Consider the following 26,697-nt stretch of genomic DNA (forward strand, 5'->3'; position numbering starts at 1 on the left):
ATCATCGAAGGAGTTCATATGCGGCGTGGCATAGCGGCCACCGCGCTGGTCGCGGCTCTGGCGCTCGCGGCGACGGCTTGCGGCGGTGACACCAAGGACGGCAACGGCGGCGCCAAGGCCGACGGGGAGCTCTCCGGCACGGTCACGTGGTGGGACACCTCGAACGACGCCGAGAAGGCGTCCTTCCAGAAGCTCGCCGAGGCGTTCACCGCCAAGCACCCCAAGGTGACCGTCAAGTACGTCAACGTCCCCTACGGCGACGCCCAGAACAAGGTCAAGAACGCCTTCAGCAGCGGCTCCGAGGCCCCCGACGTGATCCGCGCCGACGTGGGCTGGGTCGCCGACTTCGCCTCCCTCGGCTACCTCGCCGAGGTCCCGGCCGAGACCGCCAAGAAGGTCGACACCGAGTTCCTGCCCCAGGCCGCGGCCAGCGGCAAGTACGAGGGCAAGACCTACGGCGTCCCGCAGGTCATCGACACCATGGGCCTCTTCTACAACAAGAAGATGCTCGCCGACGCCGGCGTCGAGCCCCCCAAGACGCTGGAAGAGGTCAAGACCGCCGCCGCGGCCATCAAGGCCAAGACCGGCAAGGCCGGCCTCTACCTGCGCGGCGACGACTCCTACTGGTTCCTCCCCCTCATCTACGGAGAGGGCGGCGACCTCGTCGACGCGAAGACCAAGACGGTCACCGTCGACAACGCGGCGGGAGTCAAGGCCTTCAAGGCCGCCCGCGACCTGGTCACCTCCGGTGCGGCGATCACCAACGCCACCGACGGCTGGACCAACATGCAGACCGCCTTCAAGACGGGCGAGGCCGCCATGATGATCAACGGCCCCTGGGCCGTGGCCGACACCTACGCGGGCGACCAGTTCAAGGACAAGGCCAACCTCGGCATCGCCGCCGTCCCGGCCGGCTCCGTCAAGGCGGGCGCCCCCCAGGGCGGCCACGACCTCGCCGTGTACGCGGGCTCCAAGAACATCGCCGCCGCGAACGCCTTCGTCGACTACATGACCTCGCAGGAGGTGCAGGTCCAGTCCGCCAAGGAACTGAGCCTGCTCCCGACCCGGACGGCCGCCTACGAGCAGCCCGACGTCAAGTCCAGCGAGATGGTGCAGTTCTTCAAGCCGGCCGTGGACAAGGCCGTCGAGCGCGCCTGGATCCCGGAGAACGGCTCCCTGTTCGAGCCGCTGAAGGTCGAATACACCAAGGCCATCACCGGAGCCTCGAGCCCGGAGGACGCGGCCAAGGCGGCCGGCGCCGAATTCCGCAAGATCCTCAAGGGCTGGAAGTAGCGAAAAGATGGCTGCTCACACCAGCCAGTCCGTGGTGAAGGCCGCGGGCAGCGGGACCGGTTCTGACGCCGGTTCCGCCGCCCGCGGCCGGAGCCGCAGGGCTGACGGCAACGCCGGCGGACGCAACCGCCCCGGGCTGAAGCGGGCCCTGGCCACCCACTGGTACGCCTGGGCCATGATCACCCCCGTGGTGCTCGTGCTCGGCGTGATCATCGGCTGGCCGCTCGTCCGCGGCGTCTACCTGTCGCTGACCGACGCCACCGAGCGCAACGTCGGCCGGACCATCGGCGCCAACCACATCGAGGCCACGTACCAGTTCATCGGCCTCGACAACTACGCCGAGGTCCTCGCCGACCCGGTGTTCCTGCAGCGGCTGGTGTGGACGGTGACCTGGACCGTCGCCTGCGTCTCGGTCACCTTCGCGCTCGGCCTGGGCCTCGCCACCGTGCTCAACCGCGAGTTCAAGGGGCGCGCCGCCTACCGGATGGCGCTCATCCTGCCCTGGGCCGTGCCCGGCTTCGTCTCCGTCTTCGCCTGGCGGTTCCTGTTCAACCGCGACAACGGCATCCTCAACAAGATCCTCGAAGGCGGCGGCATCTCCGCCGTCCCGTGGCTCGACGACCCGACCTGGGCCAAGATCGCGGTCATCGCCGTCAACGTCTGGCTCGGCGTCCCCTTCATGATGGTCGCCCTGCTCGGCGGCATGCAGTCCATCCCCGGCGAGCTCTACGAGGCGGCCGAGATGGACGGGGCGAGCCCCTGGCAGCGGTTCCGCCACATCACCCTGCCGGGACTGCGGACGGTCAGCATGACCGTGATCCTGCTCTCCACCATCTGGACCTTCAACATGTTCCCGGTGATCTTCCTGCTCACCCGGGGCGGCCCCGGAGACAGCACCGAGATCCTGGTGACCCAGGCCTTCCGCGAGGCGTTCGTGACCAGCCCGCGCGACTTCGCCGTCTCGGCGACCTGGGGCGTACTGATCCTCCTGCTGCTCATGATCTTCGCGCTGGTCTACCGGCGCTCGCTGCGCAAGCAGGGAGAGGTGTGGTGACGACCGTGACGACGACCGACTCCGTACGTTCCACGCGTTCCGTACGTTCCACGTCCGCCTCGCGCGGGGATTCCCCCCGTCCGCGCGGCAAGCGCTCCGCACTCGCCTCCGCCGGACTCCACGGCACCCTGGCCGTCGCCGCCGTGATCGCCGTCTTCCCGGTGCTGTGGATCCTGCTGACCTCGCTCAAGCCCGCGAAGCACGCCATCTCCACGGACTTCGTCAAGGAACCCACCCTCGACAACTACCGCTACCTGGTGGAGTCGACCTCCTTCCTCACCTGGTTCGGAAACTCCGTCCTGGTAGCCGGCATCACCACCGTCCTCGGGGTGTTCATCGCCGCCACCACCGGATACGCCGTCAGCCGCTTCAAGTTCCCCGGAATGAAGCCCCTGATGTGGACCCTGCTCATCACGCAGATGTTCCCGATGGCCATCCTCATCGTCCCCCTCTACAACCTCATGGGAGACCTGGGGCTGCTGAACCAGCCGCTCGGCCTGGTGATCACCTACCTCACCATCGCCGTGCCGTTCTGCGCCTGGATGATGAAGGGCTTCTTCGACACCATCCCGGTCGAGATCGACGAATCGGGACGGGTGGACGGGCTCAACCCCTTCGGGACCTTCTGGCGCCTCATCCTGCCGCTGGCCAAGCCGGGGCTCGCCGTCACCGGCTTCTACGCCTTCATCACCGCATGGGGCGAAGTCGCGTACGCCTCCGCCTTCATGGTCGGGGACGAACACCTCACCCTGGCCGGCGGGCTGCAGACCTTCGTCACCCAGTACACCTCCAACTGGGGTGCGATGAGCGCCGCTTCCATCCTCATCGCCATCCCCGCGGCGTTCTTCTTCCTCTTCGCCCAGCGCCACCTCGTCGCCGGGATGACGGCGGGCGCGACCAAGGGCTGACCACCCCGCGCCCCGCCCTCGTACCACCCGGCCCGACCTCTTCAAGGACGACATGACCCAGCACCTCGCCGCCGAACCCTCGCTGGACGGCCTCCCCACCTCCGCCGGCACCCTGCCCGGCTGGTGGAGAGAAGCGGTGATCTACCAGGTCTATCCGCGCAGTTTCGCCGACTCCAACGGGGACGGCATGGGGGACCTCGAAGGCATCCGCAGCCGACTGCCCTACCTCAAGGACCTCGGCGTCGACGCCGTGTGGCTCAGCCCCTTCTACGCCTCCCCGCAGGCCGACGCCGGCTACGACGTCGCCGACTACCGGGCCATCGACCCGATGTTCGGCGGCCTCCACGACGCCGACGCCGTCATCCGCGAAGCGCACGGCCTGGGCCTGCGGATCATCGTGGACCTGGTGCCCAACCACTGCTCCGACCAGCACGAATGGTTCAAGCAGGCGCTGCGGGAAGGGCCGGGGACACCCCTGCGCGACCGCTTCCACTTCCGCCCGGGGCGGGGCGCGGACGGGGCCGAGCCCCCGAACGACTGGGAGTCCATCTTCGGCGGGCCCGCCTGGACCCGGGTCGCCGACGGGGAGTGGTACCTGCACCTCTTCGCCCCCGAACAGCCCGACTTCAACTGGGAACACCCCGCCGTACAGGACGAGTTCCGCTCGATCCTGCGGTTCTGGCTCGACCTCGGCGCCGACGGCTTCCGCATCGACGTGGCCCACGGCCTGGTCAAGGCCCCCGGCCTGCCCGACCTGGGGCGGGGAGAGCAGCTGAAGCTGCTCGGCAACCAGGTGCTGCCCTTCTTCGACCAGGACGGGGTCCACGAGATCTACCGCTCCTGGCGGAAGGTGCTGGACGAGTACGCCGGCGACCGGATCGGCGTGGCCGAGGCGTGGACGCCGAGCGCCGACCGGACGGCCCTCTACCTGCGGCCCGACGAACTGCACCAGGCCTTCAACTTCCACTACCTGAACACCGGATGGGACGCGCAGGCGCTGCGCGCCACCATCGACGAGTCGCTGGACGCGATGCGCCCGGTGGGTGCGCCGACCACGTGGGTGCTGTCCAACCACGACGTGGTGCGGCACGTGACCCGGTACGGGGGAGGGGCGGAAGGGCTGGCGCGGGCGCGGGCGGCCGCGCTGCTGATGCTGGCGCTGCCCGGTTCGGCGTACGTCTACCAGGGCGAGGAGCTCGGCCTGCCCGAGGTGACCGACCTCCCGGACGAGGTCCGCCAGGACCCGGCCTTCTCCCGCGGCGCCGGGCAGGACGGGCTGCGCGACGGCTGCCGCGTACCGATCCCGTGGTCGGGCACCGAGGCCCCGTACGGATTCGGCGACGGCGGCAGCTGGCTGCCGCAGCCCGACGGGTGGGCGGACCTGAGCGTGGCCGCGCAGACCGGCGACCCGGCCTCCACCCTGGAGCTCTACCGGTCCGCGCTGCGGCTGCGCCGCTCGCACCCGGAGCTGGGTGCGGGCGACGCCGTGGAGTGGCTGGAGGCCCCGGCGGGCGTCCTGGCCTTCCGCCGCGGGGACTTCACCTGCACGGTCAACACCACGGCCGAGCCGGTACCGCTGCCCGCGCCGGGCACCGTACTGCTGGCGAGCGGGCCCCTGCCCGACCCGTCGGAGCTGCCGGCCGACACGGCGGTGTGGTGGCGGGGATGACCTCCCCGCTGCGGCTGACGGACATCGCCGCGCAGGCCGCGGTCAGCGAGGCGACCGTCAGCCGTGTGCTCAACGGCAAAGCGGGCGTGGCGTCCGGCACCCGGCACAAGGTGCTGGCCGCCATGGACCTGCTGGGCTACGAACGCCCGGTCCGGCTGCGCCGGCGCAGCAACGGGCTGGTGGGGTTGTTGACCCCGGAGCTGACCAATCCCATCTTCCCGGCGTTCGCCCAGGTCATCGAGCAGACCCTGGCGGGCCACGGCTACACCCCGGTGCTGTGCACGCAGACCCCGGGCGGGGCCACCGAGGACGAACTGGTGGAGCAGCTGGAGGAGCGCGGGGTGACGGGGATCGTGTTCCTGTCGGGCCTGCACGCGGACTCCTCCGCCGACCCCTCGCGCTACCAGCGGCTCGCGGCGCGGGGGGTCCCCTTCGTGCTGATCAACGGCTTCAACGAGCAGGTCCAGGCCCCCTTCATCTCCCCCGACGACCGCGCCGCCGCGGAGATGGCGGTCCGCCACCTGGAGGACCTCGGCCACCGGCGCATCGGCCTCGCGATAGGGCCGACGCGCTACGTGCCGTCGGCGCGGAAGGAAGCCGGCTTCGTCGCCGCCCTCCCGTCGGCGGCGGCCGACGGCCTGATCCAGCGCACCCTGTTCACGGTCGAGGGCGGCCACGCCGCGGGCGGAGCCCTGATCGACCGCGGCTGTACGGGCATCGTGTGCGGCAGCGACCCGATGGCCCTGGGCGTCATACGCGCCGCCCGCGAACGCGGCCTGCGCGTCCCCGAGGACATCTCGGTGGTCGGCTTCGACGACTCCCCGCTGATCGCCTTCACCGACCCCCCACTGACCACGGTCCGCCAGCCGGTCCGCGCCATGGCCACCGCAGCGGTGGGCGCCCTCCTGGAGGCAGTCGGAGGCACCCCGGTCCAGCGCACGGAGTACGTGTTCCAACCGGAGCTGGTGGTCCGGGGGTCGACGGGACAGGGGCCTGGGGTGGGGTAGGGGGGCATTCGGCCGGGAAGGGGACTACGGGCCTGCGCTCGGGCGGGGCCTCCACCCCCCTCTCACCACCGCCCCCGAGCGGTGGTTGCCCACCCGCCCCCTCGGTGGCGAGGCTGAGGCGCGAACACTGCCGGTCGGAGCCGGGGGTGGGCCTGTGCTGCGGGCCGGTCCTTGGCGTTGGCAGGGTCCGGGGGGAGCCCGGCAGTCCAGTGTCCTTTCGGTGCGGGCCGGTCCCTCAAGGGCGCTCCCTGCGGTCGCGTCGCTTCGCGATGGCCTTCGGCCACCCTTGACCGACCGGCCCACCCCGAAACGCCACAAGACTTCCGGGATCCCCCCGGGGAACGGCCGGGAGGGAGGAGTGGGGAGGAGCGGCCTCGTCGGAGATGCGCAGCCCTGCTCGGCTGGATGGGCATCCACGCACGGCCCCGGCAGGACCGTGACCTCGGCCGGTACGGACGTGTGGGGCGATCGGAGCATCCAGGGCCGGGCGTCTGGACACCCTTCCCGTGACCGTCGAGTGCCATCCAGAGCGCAAGGTGGACGAGAAGCCCCTCAGGGTCGGTGGGCGCGACAGATTGCTACACAGTCCCACTCGGCTTAGCGACTGCGGACCGGTCGTGGGCCCTCGTAGCCGGCAGTGTTGAGGTCAATAGGTGCTGGCGACAATGACGGCAAGGATTCCGAGGACGATCAGGACGTAGATGATCTGTCGCAGGCGCTCAGTCACCGGTTACCCGGCCGGATCGGCCGGCACTCAGGATCCGTCCGGTCATGAGCGTTCTGGTCCGGGCGGGCGCCGGACATCGAATGCCCGGGAATCGTCTCGTAGCCATCGCTCAGGATCGGTCGGTCGCAGAGGCAACAGATGGGTGTTGATGGATGCTCGGACTCACTGAGAACTGCCTTCAAGGTGCGCGCAATTCTGGCCAGGCCGCGGGCGTGGTTCCAATTGGCGTTCGGTTCGGAAGTCCGTGGGCCTACCGCTGAGGTGTACTCCCATTCCGCGACCGCGTTGGAGGCTCGCGCGTCCGGTCGGTGAGGAAGGCATTTCACGGCATGGTGGAGTTGCCGGCCGCAGGTGATGAGATCGTCGATGAGCCGTGCCACGCGCTCAGCCGACGGGCGCTGCGGATACGGGCCAAGGGCCTCAGTGATCAAATCCTGGATGTTGCCGCCTGCTTGCGTCGTCACCGTGTACCTCGGTTCGTCAGCACGTCCTGTGTTCTTAGGTGGATGATTTCGCTGCCTGCAGATGGGCGGATAGGCCATCGCATGGCCATCGCTGGCCATGTCGCGGTCATGGATGGGGATACGCGCGATGACACCTCACACTGGGGTCATGAGCCACCGAAATGACGCGCTCAGGGCCGCCCGGCTTCGGGTCGGATGGCGCAGCATGGATGCCGCTGCTGCGGCGCTCAGCACGCATGGGCAGAGGTTTCTCGACGACCGCTCGTATGCGGTGTCCGCGCGAACATGGCGGCGCTGGGAAGGCACCAGCCCGGGGTGGCCGTCTGAGGAGACGGCGATCGTGTTGCACGACGCACTCGGCCGATGGCCCGAGGACCTCGGCTTCCGGGTCCCTGACGGCTGGATTCGACCTGAAGCCCACCCAGAGGAAGACGTGAACCGCAGGACGTTCGTATCCGTCACGGCGGCCGCGCTCATGCCCGGTCCTGTGGCCACGCAGCACGTGGACCCGGCTCTCATCGACTACTTCCAGCAGCAACTAGAAGGCCACTACCGCGCCGATATGTTCCTCGGCCCTCACGATCTCGTCGCCACCGTCAGCGCCCAGTTCCAGCTCATCGACAAGCTCATCCGCAGTGCGAAGGGCGAGACTCGTCGTGGGCTCCTTCGGGTGGGCGCCGCTTACGCCGCTCTCGTCGGCTGGCTTTACCAGGATGCCGGGGACCTCGGTGCGGCTGCGTTCTGGCGGGGCGTCACGCAGGAGATCGCGGCGCGCGCCCGTGATCCGCACCTGGTCGGGTACTCGCTCGTCAACCTTGCGCAGGTGCGTACTGACCTGGGAGACGGGTACGGCGTCATCGACTTGTGCTCGGCCGTGCTCGATGGCGACCGCGTCGTTCCCAAAGTGCGGGTCATGGCGATGCAGCAGCAGGCCCACGGCGCCAGTCTCACGGGTGACAGGAGCGCCGTCGACCGTCTGATCGACTCTGCGGGTGGGCTCATCTCCCGCGTGGACGACGACCTGCCGTGGGGTAATGCCTGCCGCCGCACGCCCGGCTACCTTGAGGTGCAGCGGGCCACCTGCTACGGCCGTCTCGGGCTGGGGCGGGAGGCGGCGTCGTTGTGGTCGCAAGTCCTCGACGCGGTTCCTGCGACCGCCCGTAGGGACCGCGGTGTGTATCTCGCCCGGCACGCCACGGCGGCCGCCGTGGCCCGGGAGCCGGAACAGGCGTTGGAGATCGCTCGTGTGGCTGTGGAGATCGCGACGGAGACGCGGTCGGCGCGGATGCTGCGCGAACTACGCGCCCTGGAGGGGGAGATGAGGCCGTGGCACGATGCCCCGGTAGGCCGGGACCTCGCGGAGGTCCTGGCGCCCGTTCACGAGGGGAGCTGACATGGGCGTACCGAAGCCGTTGTCCGATGAGGAGATCGCCGAGCACCTGACCGGGTTGCCGGGGTGGGAGCGCAAGGGCGACGAGATCACCCGAACCTACGAGATCCGCTACCACGCGGCGGTCGCCGCGATCGTGACCATCGCGGACCGGTCCCGGCGCATCCAGCACCATGCTGACCTGGACCTCCGCATCGACAGTCTGCGTGCGTCGATCACCACGCATGATGCCGGCCACCGCCTGACCCGCGCGGACTTCGACCTCGCACACCGCATCGACGCCATCGTGGCCGCGCACCAGGCGCTCCCGCTGGACTGACGCGGGATGGCCGACGTGCGCGTTCTGGTCAGTTCGCTCGCTTGTTGAACTGGGTGATCAGCGGGGACAGGTCGGCGAGGGTCTCGACGCGGAACGTCGGGAGTTCCTGGGCCTCGGCGGTGTTCCACTGGATGGTGGCCCACGGGCCCCGGCGGATGAGCGCCGTGTGCATTCCTGCGTGTTTGCCGGGGCGGAGGTCGTTGTCGACGCGGTCGCCGACGTAGAGGATCTCGTGCGGCGCGAAGGGGACGGCCTTGGCTACGCGGACGAAGAACTCGGGGTCGGGTTTGCTGGCGCCCCAGTCGTCCGACGTACCGATCAGGTCGACGTCGTCCGTGAAGAGCTCGCGCAGGAGGCCGCTGGCCCGGACGGTCTGGTTCCCGGCGATCCCGAGCCACAGGCCGTGGGCTCGGAGTTGTGCGAACGCGGGGCGGACGTCTGGGTACAGGTCGGACTCGTCGAAGTGTTCCGGCTGGCCGGCGGCGGCGCGGGCCTCGCGCTGTTCGGTGAGGTCGAAGCCGGGGCGGAACTCCTGGAACACCTCGCGATAGTCCCGATTCTGCGCCACGACAGCGCCGAACATCGAGGCGAAGGTGTGGCGGGGTACGCCCAACCAGTCGGCCCAGGTGCCGTACTCCCGGGTCTCGTCCACAAGGCACTCGCCGACATCGAAAACCACAGCGCGAATCCTCATGCGGAGCAGCCTAGTCACGGGTTTGGACGGGTGGAGGCGCCCCTTGCATGGCCTGACAGGCGGGTGGAGGGGCGCCGTTTCAGGTCTGCTGTCGATGGGATGGGCCTTGCATGTGGTGGTTGCGTCCGGGCCCGCGCCCCCGACTCCTCCCGGAAACAATTCTGCAATCTCTTGCGCAAAGTCTTGCAGCGGTTCTGCCGGGCACCTACGGTCGCTGCAATCCCCGACTCGGCCGTGACCGGTCCCCACCCGGTTCCGAGCCTCTCCGCCAGGAGGAACACCGCATGCCCACCCGTGCCCGCGCCGTCAGAGCCGCCGCCGCGCTGCTGTCCGTGTCCGCCGTCACCGCCGTGGCCGCCCTCGCCGTCGTCGGGGGGCCCGCCGCGCAGGCGCGCGCGGCCGCCCCTGGTGAGAAGGACGTCACCGCCGTCCTGTTCGAGTGGCGGTTCGATGCCGTGGGCAAGGCCTGCGGGGAGAGTCTCGGGCCCGCCGGGTACGGCTACGTCCAGGTGTCGCCCCCGCAGGAGCACATCCAGGGGGGCCAGTGGTGGACCTCGTACCAGCCCGTCAGCTACAAGATCGCCGGGCGGCTGGGCGACCGTACCGCCTTCAAGGCCATGGTCGACGCCTGTCACGCCGCCGGTGTGAAGGTCGTCGCCGACTCCGTCATCAACCACATGGCGGCGGGGGACGGCGTGGGGACCGGGGGGAGTTCGTACACGAAGTACAACTACCCCGGCCTCTATTCCGGCGGGGACATGGACGACTGCCGGTCCTCGATATCGAATTACGGGGACCGCGCGAACGTCCAGAACTGCGAGCTGGTGCAGCTCGCCGACCTGGACACGAGTGAGGACTACGTGCGCGGCCGCATCGCCGGCTACCTCAACGACCTGCTCTCGCTGGGTGTCGACGGCTTCCGGATCGACGCCGCCAAGCACATGCCCGCCGCCGACCTCGCCAACATCAAGTCCCGGATGTCGAATCCGAACGCCTACTGGAAGCAGGAGGCGATCTACGGGGCCGGGGAGGCCGTCTCGCCGGGCGAGTACCTCGGCACCGGGGACGTGCAGGAGTTCCGGTACGCCCGGGACCTCAAGCGGGTCTTCCAGAACGAGAACCTCGCCTACCTGAAGAACTTCGGCGAGGCCTGGGGGTACATGCCCTCCGGGCAGTCCGCCGTCTTCGTCGACAACCACGACACCGAGCGCGGCGGTGACACCCTCAGCTACAAGGACGGCTCCGCCTACACGCTGGCCAGCGTCTTCATGCTGGCGTGGCCCTACGGCTCGCCCGACGTCCACTCCGGCTACGAGTGGACCGACCGCGATGCCGGACCGCCGAACGGCGGCGCCGTGAACGCCTGTTACGCCGACGGCTGGAAGTGCCAGCACGCCTGGCGGGAGATCTCCTCCATGGTCGGCTTCCGCAACTCCGCGCGCGGCCAGGCCGTCACCGACTGGTGGGACGACGGGGGCGACCGGATCGCCTTCGGCCGCGGCGCCAAGGCGTACGTCGCGATCAACCACGAGGGCTCGGCGCTGACCCGGACCTTCCAGACCTCCCTCGCGGGCGGCGACTACTGCGACGTGCAGAGCGGCCGGACCGTGAGCGTGGACTCCGGCGGGCGGTTCACCGCCACCCTCGGGGCCGGGACGGCCGTCGCCCTGCATGTGGGCGCCCGCGGATGCGGCGCCACCTCCACCCCGACGCCGACCCCGACCCCGACCGTGACCCCGACCGTGACGCCCACCGCCACCGCCGGCGCCGCCTTCGCCGTCAACGCCACCACCGTCGTCGGACAGAACATCTACGTCACCGGCGACCGCGCCGAGCTCGGCAGCTGGAACACCGGCGCCGCGCTCAAGCTCGACCCGGCCGCCTACCCCGTCTGGAAGCTCGACGTCACGCTCCCGCCCGGCACGGTCTTCGCGTACAAGTACGTCCGCAAGGACGCCGCCGGGAACGTCACCTGGGAGAGCGGAGCCAACCGCTCCGCCACGGTCCCCGCCAACGGCAAGGTCACGCTGACCGACACCTGGCGCAACTGACCCTTCCGTCCCACCCCGTCCCGCACCCGAGGAGATCCGCCTTGATACGCCCCGCCCTCGCCGGCGCCGCGGGAGTGCTCGCCGCCACCCTGGCCGTGACGCTCCTGCCCGCCCTGCCCGCCGCCGCGGCGGCCGCCGCCAAGGCGCCACCGGCCCCGCCCTCGGACGCCAGGCTGGCGGCCGAGTCCGCGCGGCACGACCTGACCCGGGAGCAGTTCTACTTCCTGCTCCCGGACCGGTTCGCGAACGGCGACCCGCGCAACGACCGGGGCGGACTGACCGGTTCCCGGCTGGAGACCGGGCTGGACCCGACGGACAAGGGCTTCTACCAGGGCGGGGACCTCAAGGGGATCACCGACCGGCTGGACTACATCAAGGGGCTCGGCACCACGGCCATCTGGATGGCGCCGATCTTCAAGAACCAGCCGGTGCAGGGGACGGGCAAGGACGTCTCGGCCGGCTACCACGGCTACTGGATCACCGACTTCACCCAGGTCGACCCGCACTTCGGGACCAACGCCGATCTGGAGCGGCTGATCGACAAGGCGCACGCGAAGGGGATGAAGGTCTTCTTCGACGTCATCACCAATCACACCGCCGACGTCGTCGACTACCGGGAGGCCTCGTACGGGTACCTGTCGAAGGGGGCCTTTCCCTATCTGACCAAGGACGGGGAGCCGTTCGAGGACTCGGACTACGCGGGAGGGAACGGCGCGTTCCCCGAGACCGACGCCGACTCCTTCCCCCGCACCCCCTTCGTCCCCGCGGCGAAGAAGAACCTGAAGTCCCCGGCCTGGCTCAACGATCCGACGATGTACCACAACCGCGGCGACTCCACCTTCGCCGGCGAATCCTCCGACCAGGGCGACTTCTTCGGCCTCGACGACCTGTGGACCGAGCGTCCCGAGGTGGTGGAGGGGATGGAGAAGATCTACGAGAAGTGGGTCAGGGAGTTCGACATCGACGGCTTCCGGATCGACACCGTCAAGCACGTCGACACCGGCTTCTGGACCCAGTGGGCCACCGCCCTCGACGCGTACGCCGCCCGGCACGGGCGCAAGGACTTCTTCATGTTCGGCGAGGTCTACTCCGCCGACACCGCGATCACCTCCCCGTACGTGACCCGGGGCCGGCTGGACGCCACCCTCGACTTCCCGCTCCAGGAGGCGATCCGCGCGTACGCCGCCCAGGGCGCGGATGCCGGGCGCCTCGCCGCAGTCTTCGGCGACGACTACCGGTACACCACCGACAAGGCGAACGCCTATGAGCAGGTCACCTTCCTCGGCAACCACGACATGGGCCGCTTCGGGACCTTCCTGAAGCAGGACCGGCCGGGGGCGGGGGAGCAGGAGCTGCTGGACCGGTACCGGCTGGCCAACGAGCTGATGTTCCTCTCCCGGGGCAACCCGGTGATCTACTCCGGCGACGAGCAGGGCTTCACCGGCGCAGGCGGGGACAAGGACGCCCGCCAGCCCCTCTTCGCCTCCCGGGCGGCCGACTACCTGGACGACGACCAGCTCGGAACGGTGCGCACGCATGCGAGCGATGCTTACGATCCGGAGCACCCGCTCTACAAGCAGATCAGTGCTCTCGCCAAGCTGACCAAGGACCACCCGGCCCTCCGCGACGGCATCCAGAGCGAACGGGCCGTCGGCGGCGCGGACGGGTCGGCCTACGCCTTCGCCCGTACCGACCCCCGCACCCGCACCGAGTACCTCGTCGCGGCCAACAACGCCACCGCACCCCGCACCATCGAGCTCGACGCCCCGGCCGGAGTCCAGTACGCCGCCCTCTACGGCGGCACGGCCACGCTGATCCGCTCCTCCGCGGCCGGCAAACTGACCGTCACCCTCCCCGCCCTCGGCACCGTGGTCCTCCGGGCCACCACCCCCGCCGCCAAGCCCACCACCCGGCCCGCCCTCACCCTCAAGGCCCCCGCCCCCGGCGCCACCGGCACCGTGGAGCTCTCCGCCGAGGTCACCGGCGACCCCCTCAGCCGGGTCGTCTTCGCCGCCCAGACCGGCACCGGCCCGTGGCAGGTCCTCGGCTCCGCCGACCACGCCCCGTACAAGGTCACCCAGTTCATCGACCCGGCCACCGCCGCCGGCACCCCGCTGCGCTACAAGGCCGTGGCCGTGGACTCGGCCGGCCGCACCGCGAGCGCCCTCGCCGCCTCGGCCACCGGGCAGACCCCGCCCGCCGAGGTCCCCACCGCCACCCAGCGGGACTACGCGATCGTCCACTACAACCGCCCCGACGGCGACTACACCAACTGGCGCCTGTTCGCGTGGGGCGACATCGCCGAAGGCGAGACGACCCCCTGGCCCGCCGGCCACGAGTTCACCGGCCGCGACGCCTACGGCGCCTTCGCCCACGTCAAGCTCAAGCCCGGGGCGAGCAGCGTCGGCTATCTCGTCATCGACAAGGACGGCACCAAGGACGTCGCCGCCGACCGCACCATCGACGTGACGAAGACCGGCGAGATCTGGCTGGAGCAGGGCAAGGAGCCCGCCCGCACCGAACGCCCCGCCTACCCGCCGCAGGACACGGCGAAGGCCGTCCTGCACTACCAGCGCCCCGACGGCGCCTACGAGGGCTGGGGCCTGCACGTCTGGACCGGGGCGGCGAGCCCCACCGACTGGTCCAAGCCGGTCCTCCCCGCCCGTACCGACTCCTACGGCGCCGTCTACGAGGTCCCCCTCGCCGCCGGAGCCACCAGCCTCAGCTACATCCTCCACAAGGGCGACGAGAAGGACCTCCCCTCCGACCAGTCCCTCGACCTGAAGAGCACCGGGCACGAGGTGTGGATGCTGGGCGGCACGGAGAAGTACCTCCTCCCGCAGCCCGCCGGCAGCGCCGCCGCCCTGGACCTCACCAAGGCCCAGGCCGTCTGGATCGACCGCGACACGGTCGCCTGGAACGCCCCGCCCGCCGCCGCCTCCCTCCAGCTCCTCGCCTCCCGCGAAGGCGCCGTCAAGGCCGAGAACGGCACCCTGACCGGCCGGGCCCAGTGGCTCCGGCTGGCCGCGACCGAGCTGACCGCCGCGCAGAAGCAGAAGTACCCGCACCTGGCCGCGTACGCCGCCTACACGGTCGACCCGCGCGACCGCGACCGCGTCCGCGAAGCCCTGCGCGGCCAGCTCGTGGCGAGCGCCCGCGCCGCCAACGGCGCCGTCCTCGCCGCCACCGGGGTCCAGCTCGCCGGGGTCCTCGACGACCTCTACGCGACCGGCGCGCAGAAGACGGCCCTCGGCCCCGTCTTCAAGGACGGCCGCCCCACCCTCTCCGTGTGGGCCCCGACCGCCCGGCAGGTCGCCCTCGAACTCGACGGCGGCCGCACCGTCCCGATGCGCCGCGACGACGCCACCGGCGTCTGGTCGGTGCGCGGCGAGCGCGACTGGGCCGGCAAGCGCTACCGCTACGCCGTCACCGTCTGGGCCCCGAGCACCGGCCAGGTGGTCCGCAACCTGGTCACCGACCCGTACTCCACCGCCCTGACCACGGACTCCGCGTACAGCCTGGCCGTGGACCTCGCCGATCCGAAGCTGGCCCCGCCCGGCTGGCGCGAGCTGAAGAAGCCCGCTCCCGTCCCCTTCGCCTCCGCGCAGATCCAGGAGCTGCACGTCCGCGACTTCTCGGTCGCCGACCGCACCACCACCCATCCCGGCCAGTACCTGGCCTTCACGGACACCGCCTCGGCGGGCATGCGCCACCTGCGCGACCTGGCCGCCGCCGGTACCTCCTACGTCCACCTGCTGCCCGTCTTCGACATCGGCACCGTCCCCGAGAAGCCCGCGGACCGCACCGAGCCCGCCTGCGACTTGAAGGTCTACGCCCCCGACTCCGAGGAGCAGCAGGCCTGCGTGGCCGCCGCGGCCGCGAAGGACGCCTACAACTGGGGCTACGACCCGCTGCACTACACGGTCCCCGAGGGCTCGTACGCGAGCGACCCGAACGGCACGGCCCGCACGGTGGAGTTCCGCCGCATGGTGCAGTCCCTGAACGGCGCGGGCCTGCGCACGGTCATGGACGTGGTCTACAACCACACGGTGGCCGCCGGCCAGTCCGACAAGTCGGTGCTCGACCGCATCGTCCCCGGCTACTACCAGCGGCTGCTGGCCGACGGCTCCGTCGCCACCTCCACCTGCTGCGCCAACACCGCCCCCGAGAACGCCATGATGGGCCGCCTCGTCGTGGACTCGGTGGTCACCTGGGCCAGGCAGTACAAGGTGGACGGCTTCCGCTTCGACCTCATGGGCCACCACCCGAAGGCCAACATCCTGGCCGTGCGCGCCGCCCTCGACGCGCTGACCCCCGCCAAGGACGGGGTCGACGGCAAGAAGATCGTCCTCTACGGGGAGGGCTGGAACTTCGGCGAGGTCGCCGACGACGCCCGGTTCGTGCAGGCCACGCAGCGCAACATGGCCGGCACCGGCATCGCCACCTTCTCCGACCGGGCCCGTGACGCGGTCCGCGGCGGCGGCCCCTTCGACGAGGACCCGCGCGTCCAGGGCTTCGCCTCCGGCCTGTTCACCGCCCCCAACGCCGCCCCGGCGAACGGCACTTCGGAGCAGCAGCGCGTCCGGCTCCTGCACGACCAGGACCTGATCAAGGTCGGGCTGACCGGCAACCTCGCCGGGTACGCCTTCACCGACTCCGCCGGCCGCGCCGTCAAGGGCTCCGAGGTGGACTACAACGGGGCTCCGGCCGGATACGCGGCGGCCCCCGGCGACGCGCTCGCGTACGTCGACGCCCACGACAACGAGACCCTCTTCGACGCCCTGGCCTTCAAGCTTCCCGAGGGCACCCCGGCGGCCGACCGGTCCCGCGCCCAGGTCCTGGCGATGTCCGTCGCCGCCCTCTCGCAGGGCCCGGCCCTCTCCCAGGCGGGCACCGACCTGCTCCGCTCCAAGTCCCTGGACCGCAACTCCTTCGACAGCGGCGACTGGTTCAACGCCGTCCACTGGGACTGCAAGGACGGCAACGGCTTCGGCCGCGGCCTGCCCCCGGCGGCCGACAACCGCGCGAAGTGGCCCTACGCGAAGCCCCTGCTGACCGCGCCCGCACCCGGCTGCGCGGAGATCGACGGCGCCTCGTCCGCGTACCGGGACCTGCTCAGGATCCGTACGACGGAGCCGGCCTTCGCCCTCACCACCGCCGAGGCGGTCCAGGCGAAGCTGGCCTTCCCCCTCTCGGGGACCGGGGAGACCCCGGGCGTGATCACGATGGCTGTGGGCGACCTGGTGGTGGTCTTCAACGCCGCCCCCACGGCCCTGACCCAGCGGGTCCCGGCCCTCGCGGGCACGGCCTACGCACTGCACCCGGTCCAGGCCTCGGGCGCGGACCCGGTGGTCCGGCAGGCGTCCTACGACCCGGCGAAGGGGGAGTTCGCCGTCCCGGGCCGCACCGCGGCCGTCTTCAAGCGGGGGTGACCAAGGAGGGGCGGGTCGGGCGGGATCGATGAAGGAGCGGCGGATCAGGCCGGGTTGACCAGAGTGAGCTGGTCCAGCCGCTTCTCCAGCAGGATGACCCCGTACACCCGCCCGTCCGCGCCCTCCTTGTGGGGGAACTCCCCGACCACCCGGTAGCCCGCGGAGCGGTAGTAGGCGAGCAGCCGGGGGTTGGTGGAGACGCAGTCCAGCCGCGCCCGTTCGCGGCCGGTCCTGGCGATGCGCCGCTCGGAGTGTTCGAGCAGCCGCCGGCCGGCCCCGGGGGGCGCGGCCTGGCGTTCGACCATGAGCCGGTGCACGTAGCCGGCCACGGGCGGCTGGATGCCCCAGGCCTCCTCGTCGGACCACCACAGCTCGTAGGCCCCGACGGCGTGCCCGTTGCCGTCCGAGGCGATCCACACCTCGCCCTCGCGCATGATCTTCAGGAAGTGCGCGGGGTCCTTCTCGCCGGGCTTCCACTGGTCGATCCCGTGGGCGGCCATCCAGTGCGCGGCCTGGTCGTACAGCGCCACCAGCGTGCCGGCGTCCTTCTCCTCGGCCTGGCGGAACACGATCCCGTCGTCAATGATCACGCGGGCATTATTGCGTGCTATTCGATCAAGGACCGCTGATCAACGCGGACCGGGAACGGAGGGACCGGGAACCGGGGCACCGGGAACGGAGGGACCGGCCCCCGTCGCGCCGCGTTCCGTGGGGACGAGGGCCGCCAGCCGCCCCACCAGCTCCCCGAACGGCCCGTCGGCCGGCTCGTCCACGAGGATCCGTACGAGGATGCCCGCCATCTCCGCGTCGTAGGCGGCGCTCACCGCGGCCAGCGCCGCGAAATCGTGCACCAGCTGCAACTCCAGCTCGGCGCGCGGGATCCGCCGGCCGTCCAGCCAGATCAGCGCCGTCGACTCGGCCAGCGACACCCAGGAGCGCACCACGAGTTCCAGCCGGGCCGGCGGGGCCTGCCGGTCGACGCCCAGGTGCGCGAGGATCTGCTCGTACGCCGCCTGGCGCACCTCGTCGACCATCGCGCTGGCCCGGCTGCTGCCGACCGCCGGTCCGCCCCGCATCAGTGCCGAGAAACCGGGCCCGTGGTCGTCGACGAAGGCGAAGAACCGCCCCATGACCCGCAGCAGCCGGGTCCCGAGCGGCCCCTCCCGGGGCTCCACGAACCGCAGCGCGAGCTCGTCGGCCGCCCGCCGCAGCGCAGCCTCGTAGAGGCTCAGCTTGCCGGGAAAGTAGTGGTAGACCAGCGGCCGCGATATGCCCGCGGCCGCCGCGATCTCGTCGATGGACACATCGTCGGGCGACCGGTGGCTGAACAGCTCCAGCGCCACCCCGATCAGCTGCTGCCGCCGCTCCTCGACACCCATCCTGCGCCGCACCCCGGTTGTCATGCGGCCACCCTACTGCGCACCCCCGCAAGGACCCCCTACAGGTCCAGGACCAGCCGGTCCGAGGCGGCGCGGGAGACGCACAGGAGCATGGAGTCCTCGCGTTCCCCGTCGGTGAGCAGGGTGTCGCGGTGGTCGATGTCCCCCGACAGCACCCGGTGTTGGCAGGTGCCGCAGAAGCCCTGCTCGCAGGAGTACGGGGTACCGGGGAGCTCCCTGCGGACGGCGGTCAGGGCGGATTCCGTCGCCGCCACCTCCACGACCCGCCCCGAGCGGTGCAGTTCCACCGTGAAGGGCCTCGCGTCCCCGCCCGCGACCGCCGGGGCGAACCGCTCCAGGTGGACCGGGGTGCCCGCCGGTGCGGCGGCTTCCACCGCAGCCATCAGCGGGGCCGGGCCGCAGCAGTAGACCGGGGTGTCCGGGCCGAGGGAGGCGCCGAGCGCGCTCAGGTCGGGGAGGCCCGCCTCGTCCTCGGGGACGACCGTGACCCGGTCCCCGTACGGCGCGAGGTCGCCGAGGAAGGGCATCGAGGCCCGCGAGCGGCCCCCGTAGAGCAGGGTCCAGTCCGCGCCGGCCGCGGTGGCCGCCCGGAGCATCGGCAGGAGGGGGGTGATGCCGATCCCGCCCGCGACGAAGGCGTAGGACGGGGCCGGGACCAGGGGGAAGCGGTTGCGGGGCGGGCGGACCGGGAGTTCCGCGCCCTCCACCAGCTGGGCGTGCGCCTCGCGCGAGCCGCCGCGGCCTTCCGGTACGAGCCGGACCGCGATCGTGTAGCGGCCCCGGTCGGTGGGGTTGCCGCACAGGGAGTACTGGCGCACCAGTCCCGACGGGAGCTGCACGTCCAGGTGTGCGCCCGGGGCCCACTCCGGGAGCTCCGCCGACTCCAGGGTCAGGGACAGCACCCCGTCCGCCGGCTCCGTGCGGGAGACGATCAGCGCCGGGATCCACCGGCGCGGCGAGTACCCCGAGACCGGGGTCTCCAGCGCGGGCAGCGGCCACAGCGGGGATCCGGAGTCGATGCGCCGGCCGATCGCGCGCTTCGCCACCCACGCGGCGCCCGCCAGCGCGGTCACCGTCAGGACGCGCCTCATGCGGGGGCACCGCCGTTCGCGCCGCCCTGGAGGCCGCCCTGGAGGCCGCCCGGGAGACCCCCGTTGGCCCCGGGGGAGGAGGCGAGGTAGGCCACGGCCTGGGCGGTGGAGCCTTCCTGCGAGGGGTGGTAGGAGCGCGAGAGGTACGTCGGTATCGACTTCAGCATCGCGCCCGCGGACGGCAGGGTCCCCTTGCGGCCCGAGCGGTAGAACTGGCCCACCGAGGCCCTGGAGCCGGGCGGGAGTCCGGGGTCGTGCTCCATGAAGTAGCGCGATCCGCGCTGCCACAGGAAGACCAGCGCCGTGAAGGCCGTGGCCCAGGTGCGGGCCCGGCGGCGGTAGCCGCCGTCGAGGTGCATGAACAGGTCGAAGGCCACCGACCGGTGCTCGACCTCCTCCGCGCCGTGCCAGCGCAGCAGGTCCAGCATCACCGGGTCAGCGCCGCGCCGGTCCAACTCCTGCGCGTTGAGGACCCAGTTGCCCAGGAAGGCCGTGTAGTGCTCGATCGCTGCGATCATCGCCACGCGCTCCATCAGCCACCACTTGCGGGGTGCGCCCGGCGGCAGCGTCCGGTCCCCGAGCAGCTTCTCGAAGAGCCAGTCGATCTGCGCCGTGTAGGGCGTCGGGTCCAGGCCCAGCCGCTTGAGGTGGGGGAGCACGTCGTCGTGCGCGCTCGCGTGCATCGCTTCCTGGCCGATGAACCCGACCACGTCCGCGCGCAGTTGCTCGTCCGTGATGTACGGGAGCACCTGCTTGTAGACGTGCACGAACCAGCGCTCGCCCGCCGGGAGCAGCAGGTGCAGCACGTTGATCGTGTGGTTGGCGAAGGGGTCGCCGGGCAGCCAGTGGAGCGGGGTGTCCTCCCAGGAGAAGGACACGTTGCGGGCCTTCAGCTCTATGTGTTCCGACGCCACGGGGGCGGGCGACGCGGGCGGCGTATTAGACATGGCGTCAATGTACTGATGGGTAGAGGGGAGGGAAACCCCTCTACCGCCACTTCCTGCCGCCCCCGGGCCGGGCCGCGGCTAGCGCAGCCCCGCCCCCGGGCCGGGCCGCGACTAGCGCAGCACTCCCGCCTTCGAACCGTCCGTGAGCTTGCCCGTCAGTTCCACCTGCGCGCCCGCCGGAGCCTTCACCGCCAGCCGGTTGCCCACCGCGACCCCGCTCACCTGGCCGCCGCCCACGGTCAGCGAGGCGAACTGCGCACTGCCCGCCGCCAGGACGTACCACTGCCCGGCCTTCGACTTCCACAGCACCCCGGCCAGCACCCGCGGCTCCCGCGGCCCGCACGCCGGCGAGCCCTCCGCCTTCGCCGCCTGCGCCGCCAGCGGCGCGCCCGGGGCCAGGAACTGCGCCTGCACCCGGTCCGCCGTGCCCTGCCAGGTTTCCGCCCGGGTGCACAGCCAGGTCGCCGTGCCGTCGCCCTCGGGCAGCGGCTGCTTCGCGTACGTCCACGTGTTGACCGTGCGGACCCCGTGCGAACGCACCGAAGGCAGCAGGCAGGCGATCCGCGACCAGTCGCCCAGCTCCGCGCCCTCGGTCACGTTCCGCTCGGCGCCGGGCGCCCCCGAGGTCAGCCGGGCCGGGGTCAGCTCGCCCAGGTCGGTGATCAGCCGGGTCGCGCCGTCACCGGTCACGGCCAGCGCGTTCCAGCTCGTACAGGTCCCCTCCGGGGCGGGGCTCGGCACCGGCGGAGTGACCCCCTCCGGCGTCAGCTTGAGTCCGGTCGGGGCGTCCCCCGGCTTCAGCAGGTCGCGCTGCGTCGCGGCCGTCACCCAAGGGGCCGTCAGATAGCGGACGTTGCCGTCGACCCGGCTGAGCACCAGGGCCGCGGCCGTGTCCGCCGAGGCCCCGTCGGTCCGGGCGAAGTCGAGGGCCGCGATGTCGGTGCCGGAGCGCGGCTCGGCGTACCGCACCACGCGCAGGCCGTCGTACAGCAGGACCACGACGGCCTGGTCGACAGTCCCGGCGAACAGCAGCTGCGGCGGTCCCATCGGCGGCCCGGACGGGGTGCCGGGGGTGGCCGAGACCACGACCGAGCGGCCCGGCCGGGCCCAGACGGCCAGCGCCCGCCGCAGCAGCGCTGCATCGTCGACGCGGTCCCCGCGCGCGGGCCAGCCGGAGTAGTCGGTACGGGAGGCCGTACGCCAGACCGTGGGCGCGACCCGGACCAGCTGCCCGGGGTCCAGCGCCTGCTCCGCCGCCGCGTTCTTCGCGTAGAGCGGGGCCGCGGCCCCGTCGGCGCCCCATCCGCCGCCGGGCAGCGACAGCAGTACCCCGCACACGGCGAGGGCGGCCCCGGCGGCGATCCCGGCCCGCACCAGCCGGCGCCGGCGCAGCAGGTCGGTGGGCCGGGCCTGGAGCACGCAGGGGTCGAACTCGGGGGAGGCGAACAGCTCGTCGGTCGAGGGGTCCCCGGACTCCGCGACGGCGGCGGCCGGGTTGGCCACGCCCGCCTCGGTCAGTACCCGCAGCACCTCCGGCTCGGGCAGCCGCTCCAGCGCCCGCAGGACGCACGCCGCCCGCCCCGGCCCGTCGAGCGTGGCCAGCCACTGGTCGAGCGCCAGCTCCTCGGCCCCGCCCGAGCGCGGGAACAGCCGCAGCCCCCACACCTGGGGGAGCAGCGGCGGCAGTTGGGCCCGCCGGGGCAGTGCGCGGAACGTCAGCGGGATCCCGGCCTCCAGCGCGGACCGCAGCACGCGCAGCCGTACGTACGCGTACCCGGACTCGGGACCCGCCCCGCCCCGCTGTCCCGGCACCCCGCCCTGCACCGCCGACTGCGCGGCGGCCGCCCCGTCCCGCCGGCCGCGCGGCAGGGCGCGCTGCGCCAGCGAGTGGGCGGTGAGCACCCGGCGGTTGCGGCCGAGGGCGGGCGGCAGCACCAGGTAGGCCAGTCGCACCAGCCGGGGATAGTGCTCGACGATGGCGGCCTCGGCCTGCTCGACATCGGGGGAGAGGGGGCGGGTGGCGGTATCCGGCGCAGTCACGTTCAGCAGAACGAGCGAATGGTCGGATGGTCACCGGGTCCCAGGGCGCATGTTCGGTCCCGGGCGACCGGCCGGCGGTCAGACGATCAGGCGGGCGCGCAGCGCCTCGACCGTTTCGTCGGAGACTCCGAGACCCTCGCGCACGTACTTCTCCATCGAGCCGTAGCGCGTGTTCACCTCGTCCAGTCCGGCCTCCAGGTAGGAGGGGAAGACCCCGATCAGGGCCAGTGCGATGTCCGGGTCGCCGCCGGCCGCCGTGAAGCCCTCGATCATCGGGGCGAAGGCGATCCGCACCGCCGGGTTGACCGACAGGTACTCGCTCATCAGCGTCTCGTCGTCGGCGCCGAGCAGCGACAGCACCACGGTCGCGCCCCAGCCCGTACGGTCCTTGCCCGCCGTGCAGTGGAAGAGCACCGGCCCGGACCGCGGATCGGCGAGCTCGGTGAGCAGCAGCCGGTACGCGGCCTGCGCGGAGGCGGAGCTGACCAGGGACCGGTAGAGGCTGGTGAACAGGGTCTGCACCTTGCCGCCGCCCAGGTGCTCCTCCGCCACCACCGGGTCGGACAGGATGTCCTTGAGCTGGGCGGCCGGTATCTTCCCGGGGCCGCCCTCGCCCGTGCTGTCGGCCGCCATCTTGTCGGCCAGGGCGTCTGCTATGAGCAGCCGGGCGCCGGCCGGCACCCGGTCGGGGTGCTGGCCGCGCTCCACACCGGTACGGAAGTCGATGACGGTGCCGATGCCCAGAGCGGCCACCGCCTGGTCGACGTCGAGGTCGAGCCGGTCGAGCTGGCCGGAGCGCAGCACCAGACCGGGGCGGACGCTGCGGCCCCCGGCGAGCGGGGTGCCGCCGAGGTCCCGGAGGTTGGCGACGGTCTTGGCGGTGGTGACGGTCATCGTGGCGGCTCCAACGTGATCAGAGAGTCATGATCAGAGAATCGAATGATCAGAGAAGTGGATGGGCTCGGAATGAAGCGCACTGGGTGACGCGTGTCATCCGTATGATTTTCGGAGATTTCGCTCCGGAAAGGTAATCGGCGGCCAGCGAGACCCCGAGTCCGAGACTCAGGGCCACCAGGTGCCCGGCGTCGGTGAAGGTCCGCTCCCGCCGCAGCACCGGCCGGACGGCGAGCGCCAGCAGACCGGCCCGGGCGGTGGTGCGCACCGGCCCGCGCGGAAGCACCGAGGTCAGCGCCCCGAGCACGGTGTTGAACCCGTAGCTGGTGCCCACGTCCACCGCCCGCCGGGTCCGCGGACCGGCCGTCCGGCGCAGCGCCCCGTAGACCAGCAGGGTGGCCGTGACGTGCCCGAACAGGAAGGTTGCCGCCGTCCACCAGGCCCCGTAGGCGTACTCGGCGTACCCGAGGACGGCCGTCAGCAGGAGCGCGTACGGCAGCGGCATCGGCTCCTCGACGAGGAGGGCGCTGGCCGGCAGGGTCTCCCAGCGGCCGGCGTCCAGATTGTCGGTGTTGGTGGAGCACCGGCGCAGCAGCCGCTCCCGCGCCGCCGGATCCAGCCGCTCCAGGGCGTACGCCCCGAGCTGGACCGCGCCCGTGTACACCGCGCTCAGCGGGACCGTCAAGGACAGGGGGCTCATCGGTCCATGATCGGCCACGGGGGTGCCCCGCGGCGAGGCGGGGGACCGTGGCAATATGCGCTGGTCATGTCAGACAGCCCCGCGCCGATGCGCGCCCTGCGAGCCGCGCTCTTCGCGGCAGTGGCCGTCGCACTGGGTGCGGCGGGGCATTCGTACATGTCCGGCACGGACCTTCCCGCACTGGGCCTTCTGTCCGCATTCGGGCTGACCGGAGGGCTCGCCTGGCTCTCCGCCGGGCGCCGCCGCGGACCGCTCTCCATCTCCGCGGCCCTGCTCGCCGTACAGGCGGTCCTGCACCTCGTCTTCTCCGCCTCCACGGCGGGTGCCCGGCACGGGACGGGCACGGGAGCGAGCGCGGGAGCGGGAGCGGAGGGCACGGCTGCCGGGGCGGCGCACGGGGCGCACTCCGCGCACGGAGCGCACTCCATGGACGGCATGAGTGCCATGGACGGCATGGGCGCGGCGGACGGCATGACCGCGGCGGACGGCATGAGCGCCATGGCCGGCATGGGTGACATGGCCGCCGGCCACGCCCACGACGGGCTCGGCATGATCGCCGCGCACGTCCTCGCCGGACTGTTCTGCGCCCTCTGGCTGGCCTGGGGCGAGGCCGCCGTCTTCCGGCTCACCGCCGTCCTGGCGGCCGGGGCGCTGCTCGCCGCCCGGCCGCTCTCCCGGGTCCTCGCCCTGCTCCGCACGCGCGGGATCCCCGTACCGCAGGCGCCGGCGTTCCGGCCCGCCGGGTACCGGCGGCCGCGCACCCTGCGCGGAGCCGTACACGCACACACCGCCGAGCGGCGCGGGCCGCCCGCACGCGGACGGATCCGTATCACGGCCCCCGGCCGTCCTGCCCGCGCCTGATCGCCCGATCGACCGGCGCACCTCCCTGGCGAGGGGGCGAGACCTGGGGCCGCTCACCCCTGTCTTCGCCAACACCTAGGACACCCATGTCTCTCGACGAGGCCGTCGTCCGCACAGCGGACCCCGACGCACCCGAAACCGAAACCGGCACCGAAACCGAAACCGGCACCGAAACCGAAACCGGCACCAGCGCCGGCACCGAAACCGCCACCGGTACTGCCGCCGCACCCGGAACCGCCCCCGGATCCACGCCCGGTTCCTCCTCCGCCCGCGCGGCCGGCACCTGGGCCGCGCTGCGGCCGCTGCTCCTGCGCCTGCACTTCTACGCCGGGGTGCTGATCGCCCCGCTCCTGCTCGTCGCCGCCACCACCGGACTGCTCTACGCCGGCTCCTGGCAGGCCGAGAAGATCCTCTACGCCGACCAGCTGACGGTCGACCGCGTCGGCGCGAGCGCGCAGCCGCTCGCCGCCCAGGTCGCGGCGGCCAAGAACGCCGCGCCTCAGGGCACGGTGTCGGCCGTATGGCCCGCCCCGGAGGCGGACGCCACCACCCGGGTGATCATGGAGAGCCCGGGACTCGCCGAGGGCGAGACGCTCACCGTGTTCGTCGATCCGTATACGGCCGAGGTCCGCGGGAAGCTCACCACCGTCGGCGACGCGCTGCCGCTGCGGGCCTGGCTGAGCGAGTTCCACTCCAGCCTCCAGCTCGGGGAATTCGGGCGGAACTACAGCGAACTCGCCGCCAGCTGGCTGTGGGTGGTCGCGCTCGGCGGACTGGCGCTGTGGATCGGCCGCAGGCGGACCCGCGCGGCCGGCCGTGCCGGGCTCGTCCTGCCCGACCGCACGGCGACCGGCCGCCGCAAGACCCTGTCCTGGCACGGCTCCGTCGGCGTCTGGATCGTGCTCGGCCTCGTGGGCCTCTCCGCCACCGGCCTTACCTGGTCGCGGTACGCCGGCGAGAACATCGGGGAGCTCAAGGACGGTCTCGGCGGGGGCACCCCGGCCGTGGCCGCCAAGCTCCCCGGCGCCCCTGCCGCCGAGGCGGGCGGCGAGCACGCCGGACACGGCGCGGCGGCGGGTGACCGAGCGGCGGTACCCGCCCCGGTCGATGTCATCGGCATCGACGGAGCCGTGGCGGCCGCCCGCTCCGCCGGGGTCACCGCATCGCTGCGGATCACCGTGCCCGCCCAGGGCAAGGGCTACGTGGTCAAGGAGCAGGACAAGCAGGTGCCGGTGCACCTGGACGCGGTCGCCGTGGACCCCGCCGACGGCCGGGTCATGGACGAACTCCGCTTCGCCGACCACCCGCTGCTGGCCCAGCTGACCCGCTTCGGCATAGACCTGCACATGGGCCTGACCTTCGGGCTCGCCAACCAGCTGGCCCTGGCCGTGCTGGCCCTCCTGGTGATGGCCATGGTCGTCTGGGGCTACCGCATGTGGTGGCTGCGCCGCCCGACCAAGGACCGCACGCTCTCGGTCGGCCGCCCCCAGCCGCGCGGGGCGTGGCGCAAGCTGCCGGTGACGGTGCTGCTGCCGCTGGCCGCGGCGACGGCCCTGGTGGGCTGGTTCGTACCGATGCTGGGCATCAGCCTGCTGGTGTTCCTGGCGGGCGACCTGGCGCTGGGCTTCGTGGCAGCGAGGCGCACCCCCTAGGGGGTGTCGTGTCGATCAGGCCGGGCTCGCGGGGTCTGGCACCGCGCCTCGCCGCGTTGTCGTCACTCGCCGACGCTCCGCGTCGACTCCCTCCTCCGCCTTGC

General features: G+C 72.0%; 20 protein-coding genes. 11 read left to right on the forward strand and 9 right to left on the reverse strand.

Going from position 1 to position 26,697, the window contains the following annotated elements:
* Positions 1–18 precede the first annotated feature (18 nt).
* From ACIA8F_RS36660 to ACIA8F_RS36680, 5 genes are read left to right on the forward strand one after another with little or no spacing between them, the layout of a single operon-like run.
* Positions 19–1,293, forward strand: a complete 1,275-nt coding sequence (locus ACIA8F_RS36660) for an extracellular solute-binding protein (protein ID WP_399385367.1) — start codon at positions 19–21, stop codon at positions 1,291–1,293.
* 7 nt (positions 1,294–1,300) lie between these two features.
* Positions 1,301–2,347 carry a carbohydrate ABC transporter permease gene (locus tag ACIA8F_RS36665; RefSeq protein WP_399385368.1) on the forward strand — a complete coding sequence of 349 codons (1,047 nt, stop codon included), beginning with the start codon at positions 1,301–1,303 and terminating at the stop codon, positions 2,345–2,347.
* Complete coding sequence (locus ACIA8F_RS36670) at positions 2,344–3,255, forward strand: sugar ABC transporter permease (RefSeq protein ID WP_399385369.1); 912 nt, start codon at positions 2,344–2,346, stop codon at positions 3,253–3,255. Before ACIA8F_RS36665 ends, ACIA8F_RS36670 begins: the two co-directional genes overlap by 4 nt.
* 52 nt (positions 3,256–3,307) lie before the next feature.
* Complete coding sequence (locus ACIA8F_RS36675; protein ID WP_399385370.1) at positions 3,308–4,924, forward strand: glycoside hydrolase family 13 protein; 1,617 nt, start codon at positions 3,308–3,310, stop codon at positions 4,922–4,924.
* Entirely contained in the window at positions 4,921–5,931 is a 1,011-nt protein-coding gene (locus tag ACIA8F_RS36680; RefSeq protein ID WP_399385371.1) for a LacI family DNA-binding transcriptional regulator, read from the forward strand. The genes ACIA8F_RS36675 and ACIA8F_RS36680 overlap by 4 nt, the downstream gene beginning before the upstream one ends.
* Before the next feature lie 723 nt (positions 5,932–6,654).
* On the opposite strand, the gene ACIA8F_RS36685 is transcribed toward ACIA8F_RS36680, so the two are convergent.
* Entirely contained in the window at positions 6,655–7,221 is a 567-nt protein-coding gene (locus ACIA8F_RS36685; RefSeq protein ID WP_399385372.1) for a DUF6415 family natural product biosynthesis protein, read from the reverse strand.
* 49 nt (positions 7,222–7,270) lie between these two features.
* Here ACIA8F_RS36685 and ACIA8F_RS36690 point away from each other — a divergent pair, with 49 nt between their 5' ends.
* Positions 7,271–8,515, forward strand: a complete 1,245-nt coding sequence (locus ACIA8F_RS36690) for a Twin-arginine translocation pathway signal (RefSeq protein WP_399385373.1) — start codon at positions 7,271–7,273, stop codon at positions 8,513–8,515.
* A 1-nt stretch (position 8,516) separates the two neighbouring features.
* Complete coding sequence (locus tag ACIA8F_RS36695; RefSeq protein ID WP_399385374.1) at positions 8,517–8,831, forward strand: 4a-hydroxytetrahydrobiopterin dehydratase; 315 nt, start codon at positions 8,517–8,519, stop codon at positions 8,829–8,831.
* A 28-nt stretch (positions 8,832–8,859) separates the two neighbouring features.
* Here ACIA8F_RS36695 and ACIA8F_RS36700 read toward each other — a convergent pair whose 3' ends face one another.
* The gene (locus tag ACIA8F_RS36700; protein WP_399385375.1) at positions 8,860–9,525 is read right to left on the reverse strand and encodes an HAD family hydrolase; all 666 of its coding nucleotides are present in this window, start codon (positions 9,523–9,525) and stop codon (positions 8,860–8,862) included.
* 284 nt (positions 9,526–9,809) lie between these two features.
* Here ACIA8F_RS36700 and ACIA8F_RS36705 point away from each other — a divergent pair, with 284 nt between their 5' ends.
* Positions 9,810–11,576, forward strand: coding sequence for a carbohydrate-binding module family 20 domain-containing protein (locus ACIA8F_RS36705; protein WP_399385376.1), 1,767 nt, complete (start codon positions 9,810–9,812; stop codon positions 11,574–11,576).
* A 41-nt stretch (positions 11,577–11,617) separates the two neighbouring features.
* Positions 11,618–17,008, forward strand: a complete 5,391-nt coding sequence (pulA, locus tag ACIA8F_RS36710; protein ID WP_399385377.1) for a pullulanase-type alpha-1,6-glucosidase — start codon at positions 11,618–11,620, stop codon at positions 17,006–17,008.
* Positions 17,009–17,052: 44 nt separating this feature from the next.
* Here the strand turns inward: pulA and ACIA8F_RS36715 are convergent, their stop codons facing one another.
* The 7 genes from ACIA8F_RS36715 to ACIA8F_RS36745 form a co-directional block, all read right to left on the reverse strand.
* Positions 17,053–17,598 carry a GNAT family N-acetyltransferase gene (locus ACIA8F_RS36715; protein WP_399385378.1) on the reverse strand — a complete coding sequence of 182 codons (546 nt, stop codon included), beginning with the start codon at positions 17,596–17,598 and terminating at the stop codon, positions 17,053–17,055.
* Positions 17,599–17,637: 39 nt separating this feature from the next.
* On the reverse strand, positions 17,638–18,411 hold the full coding sequence (locus ACIA8F_RS36720; protein ID WP_399385379.1) for a TetR/AcrR family transcriptional regulator: 774 nt from the start codon (positions 18,409–18,411) through the stop codon (positions 17,638–17,640).
* Positions 18,412–18,446: 35 nt separating this feature from the next.
* Complete coding sequence (locus ACIA8F_RS36725; protein WP_399385380.1) at positions 18,447–19,499, reverse strand: PDR/VanB family oxidoreductase; 1,053 nt, start codon at positions 19,497–19,499, stop codon at positions 18,447–18,449.
* Positions 19,496–20,446: a metal-dependent hydrolase gene (locus ACIA8F_RS36730; RefSeq protein WP_399385381.1), complete on the reverse strand. Its 951-nt coding sequence runs from the start codon at positions 20,444–20,446 to the stop codon at positions 19,496–19,498. The genes ACIA8F_RS36725 and ACIA8F_RS36730 overlap by 4 nt, the downstream gene beginning before the upstream one ends.
* A gap of 111 nt (positions 20,447–20,557) precedes the next feature.
* Entirely contained in the window at positions 20,558–22,486 is a 1,929-nt protein-coding gene (locus ACIA8F_RS36735) for a hypothetical protein (protein WP_399385382.1), read from the reverse strand.
* Between the two features lie 78 nt (positions 22,487–22,564).
* The gene (locus tag ACIA8F_RS36740; RefSeq protein ID WP_399385383.1) at positions 22,565–23,380 is read right to left on the reverse strand and encodes a tyrosine-protein phosphatase; all 816 of its coding nucleotides are present in this window, start codon (positions 23,378–23,380) and stop codon (positions 22,565–22,567) included.
* Between the two features lie 49 nt (positions 23,381–23,429).
* Positions 23,430–24,080 (reverse strand): rhomboid-like protein, encoded by a 651-nt coding sequence (locus ACIA8F_RS36745; protein ID WP_399385384.1) that lies wholly within the window; start codon positions 24,078–24,080, stop codon positions 23,430–23,432.
* Between the two features lie 66 nt (positions 24,081–24,146).
* Here ACIA8F_RS36745 and ACIA8F_RS36750 point away from each other — a divergent pair, with 66 nt between their 5' ends.
* Both ACIA8F_RS36750 and ACIA8F_RS36755 read left to right on the forward strand, forming a co-directional pair.
* Positions 24,147–24,941, forward strand: a complete 795-nt coding sequence (locus ACIA8F_RS36750) for a hypothetical protein (RefSeq protein ID WP_399385385.1) — start codon at positions 24,147–24,149, stop codon at positions 24,939–24,941.
* 86 nt (positions 24,942–25,027) lie between these two features.
* Entirely contained in the window at positions 25,028–26,593 is a 1,566-nt protein-coding gene (locus ACIA8F_RS36755) for a PepSY-associated TM helix domain-containing protein (protein ID WP_399385386.1), read from the forward strand.
* Positions 26,594–26,697: the final 104 nt, after the last annotated feature.

The organism is Streptomyces sp. NPDC051563 (genome assembly GCF_044454225.1).
GTDB lineage: Bacteria > Actinomycetota > Actinomycetes > Streptomycetales > Streptomycetaceae > Streptomyces.

Bases quoted from the DNA above. Each gene is read 5' to 3' on its own strand.
- ACIA8F_RS36660 (WP_399385367.1), top strand. From the start codon at position 19: ATGCGGCGTGGCATAGCGGCCACCGCGCTGGTCGCGGCTCTGGCGCTC.
- ACIA8F_RS36665 (WP_399385368.1), top strand. From the start codon at position 1,301: ATGGCTGCTCACACCAGCCAGTCCGTGGTGAAGGCCGCGGGCAGCGGG.
- ACIA8F_RS36675 (WP_399385370.1), top strand. From the start codon at position 3,308: ATGACCCAGCACCTCGCCGCCGAACCCTCGCTGGACGGCCTCCCCACC.
- ACIA8F_RS36680 (WP_399385371.1), top strand. From the start codon at position 4,921: ATGACCTCCCCGCTGCGGCTGACGGACATCGCCGCGCAGGCCGCGGTC.
- ACIA8F_RS36685 (WP_399385372.1), bottom strand. From the start codon at position 7,221: ATGGCCAGCGATGGCCATGCGATGGCCTATCCGCCCATCTGCAGGCAG.
- ACIA8F_RS36690 (WP_399385373.1), top strand. From the start codon at position 7,271: ATGAGCCACCGAAATGACGCGCTCAGGGCCGCCCGGCTTCGGGTCGGA.
- ACIA8F_RS36695 (WP_399385374.1), top strand. From the start codon at position 8,517: ATGGGCGTACCGAAGCCGTTGTCCGATGAGGAGATCGCCGAGCACCTG.
- ACIA8F_RS36700 (WP_399385375.1), bottom strand. From the start codon at position 9,525: ATGAGGATTCGCGCTGTGGTTTTCGATGTCGGCGAGTGCCTTGTGGAC.
- ACIA8F_RS36705 (WP_399385376.1), top strand. From the start codon at position 9,810: ATGCCCACCCGTGCCCGCGCCGTCAGAGCCGCCGCCGCGCTGCTGTCC.
- ACIA8F_RS36720 (WP_399385379.1), bottom strand. From the start codon at position 18,411: ATGACAACCGGGGTGCGGCGCAGGATGGGTGTCGAGGAGCGGCGGCAG.
- ACIA8F_RS36725 (WP_399385380.1), bottom strand. From the start codon at position 19,499: ATGAGGCGCGTCCTGACGGTGACCGCGCTGGCGGGCGCCGCGTGGGTG.
- ACIA8F_RS36730 (WP_399385381.1), bottom strand. From the start codon at position 20,446: ATGTCTAATACGCCGCCCGCGTCGCCCGCCCCCGTGGCGTCGGAACAC.
- ACIA8F_RS36740 (WP_399385383.1), bottom strand. From the start codon at position 23,380: ATGACCGTCACCACCGCCAAGACCGTCGCCAACCTCCGGGACCTCGGC.
- ACIA8F_RS36745 (WP_399385384.1), bottom strand. From the start codon at position 24,080: ATGAGCCCCCTGTCCTTGACGGTCCCGCTGAGCGCGGTGTACACGGGC.
- ACIA8F_RS36750 (WP_399385385.1), top strand. From the start codon at position 24,147: ATGTCAGACAGCCCCGCGCCGATGCGCGCCCTGCGAGCCGCGCTCTTC.
- ACIA8F_RS36755 (WP_399385386.1), top strand. From the start codon at position 25,028: ATGTCTCTCGACGAGGCCGTCGTCCGCACAGCGGACCCCGACGCACCC.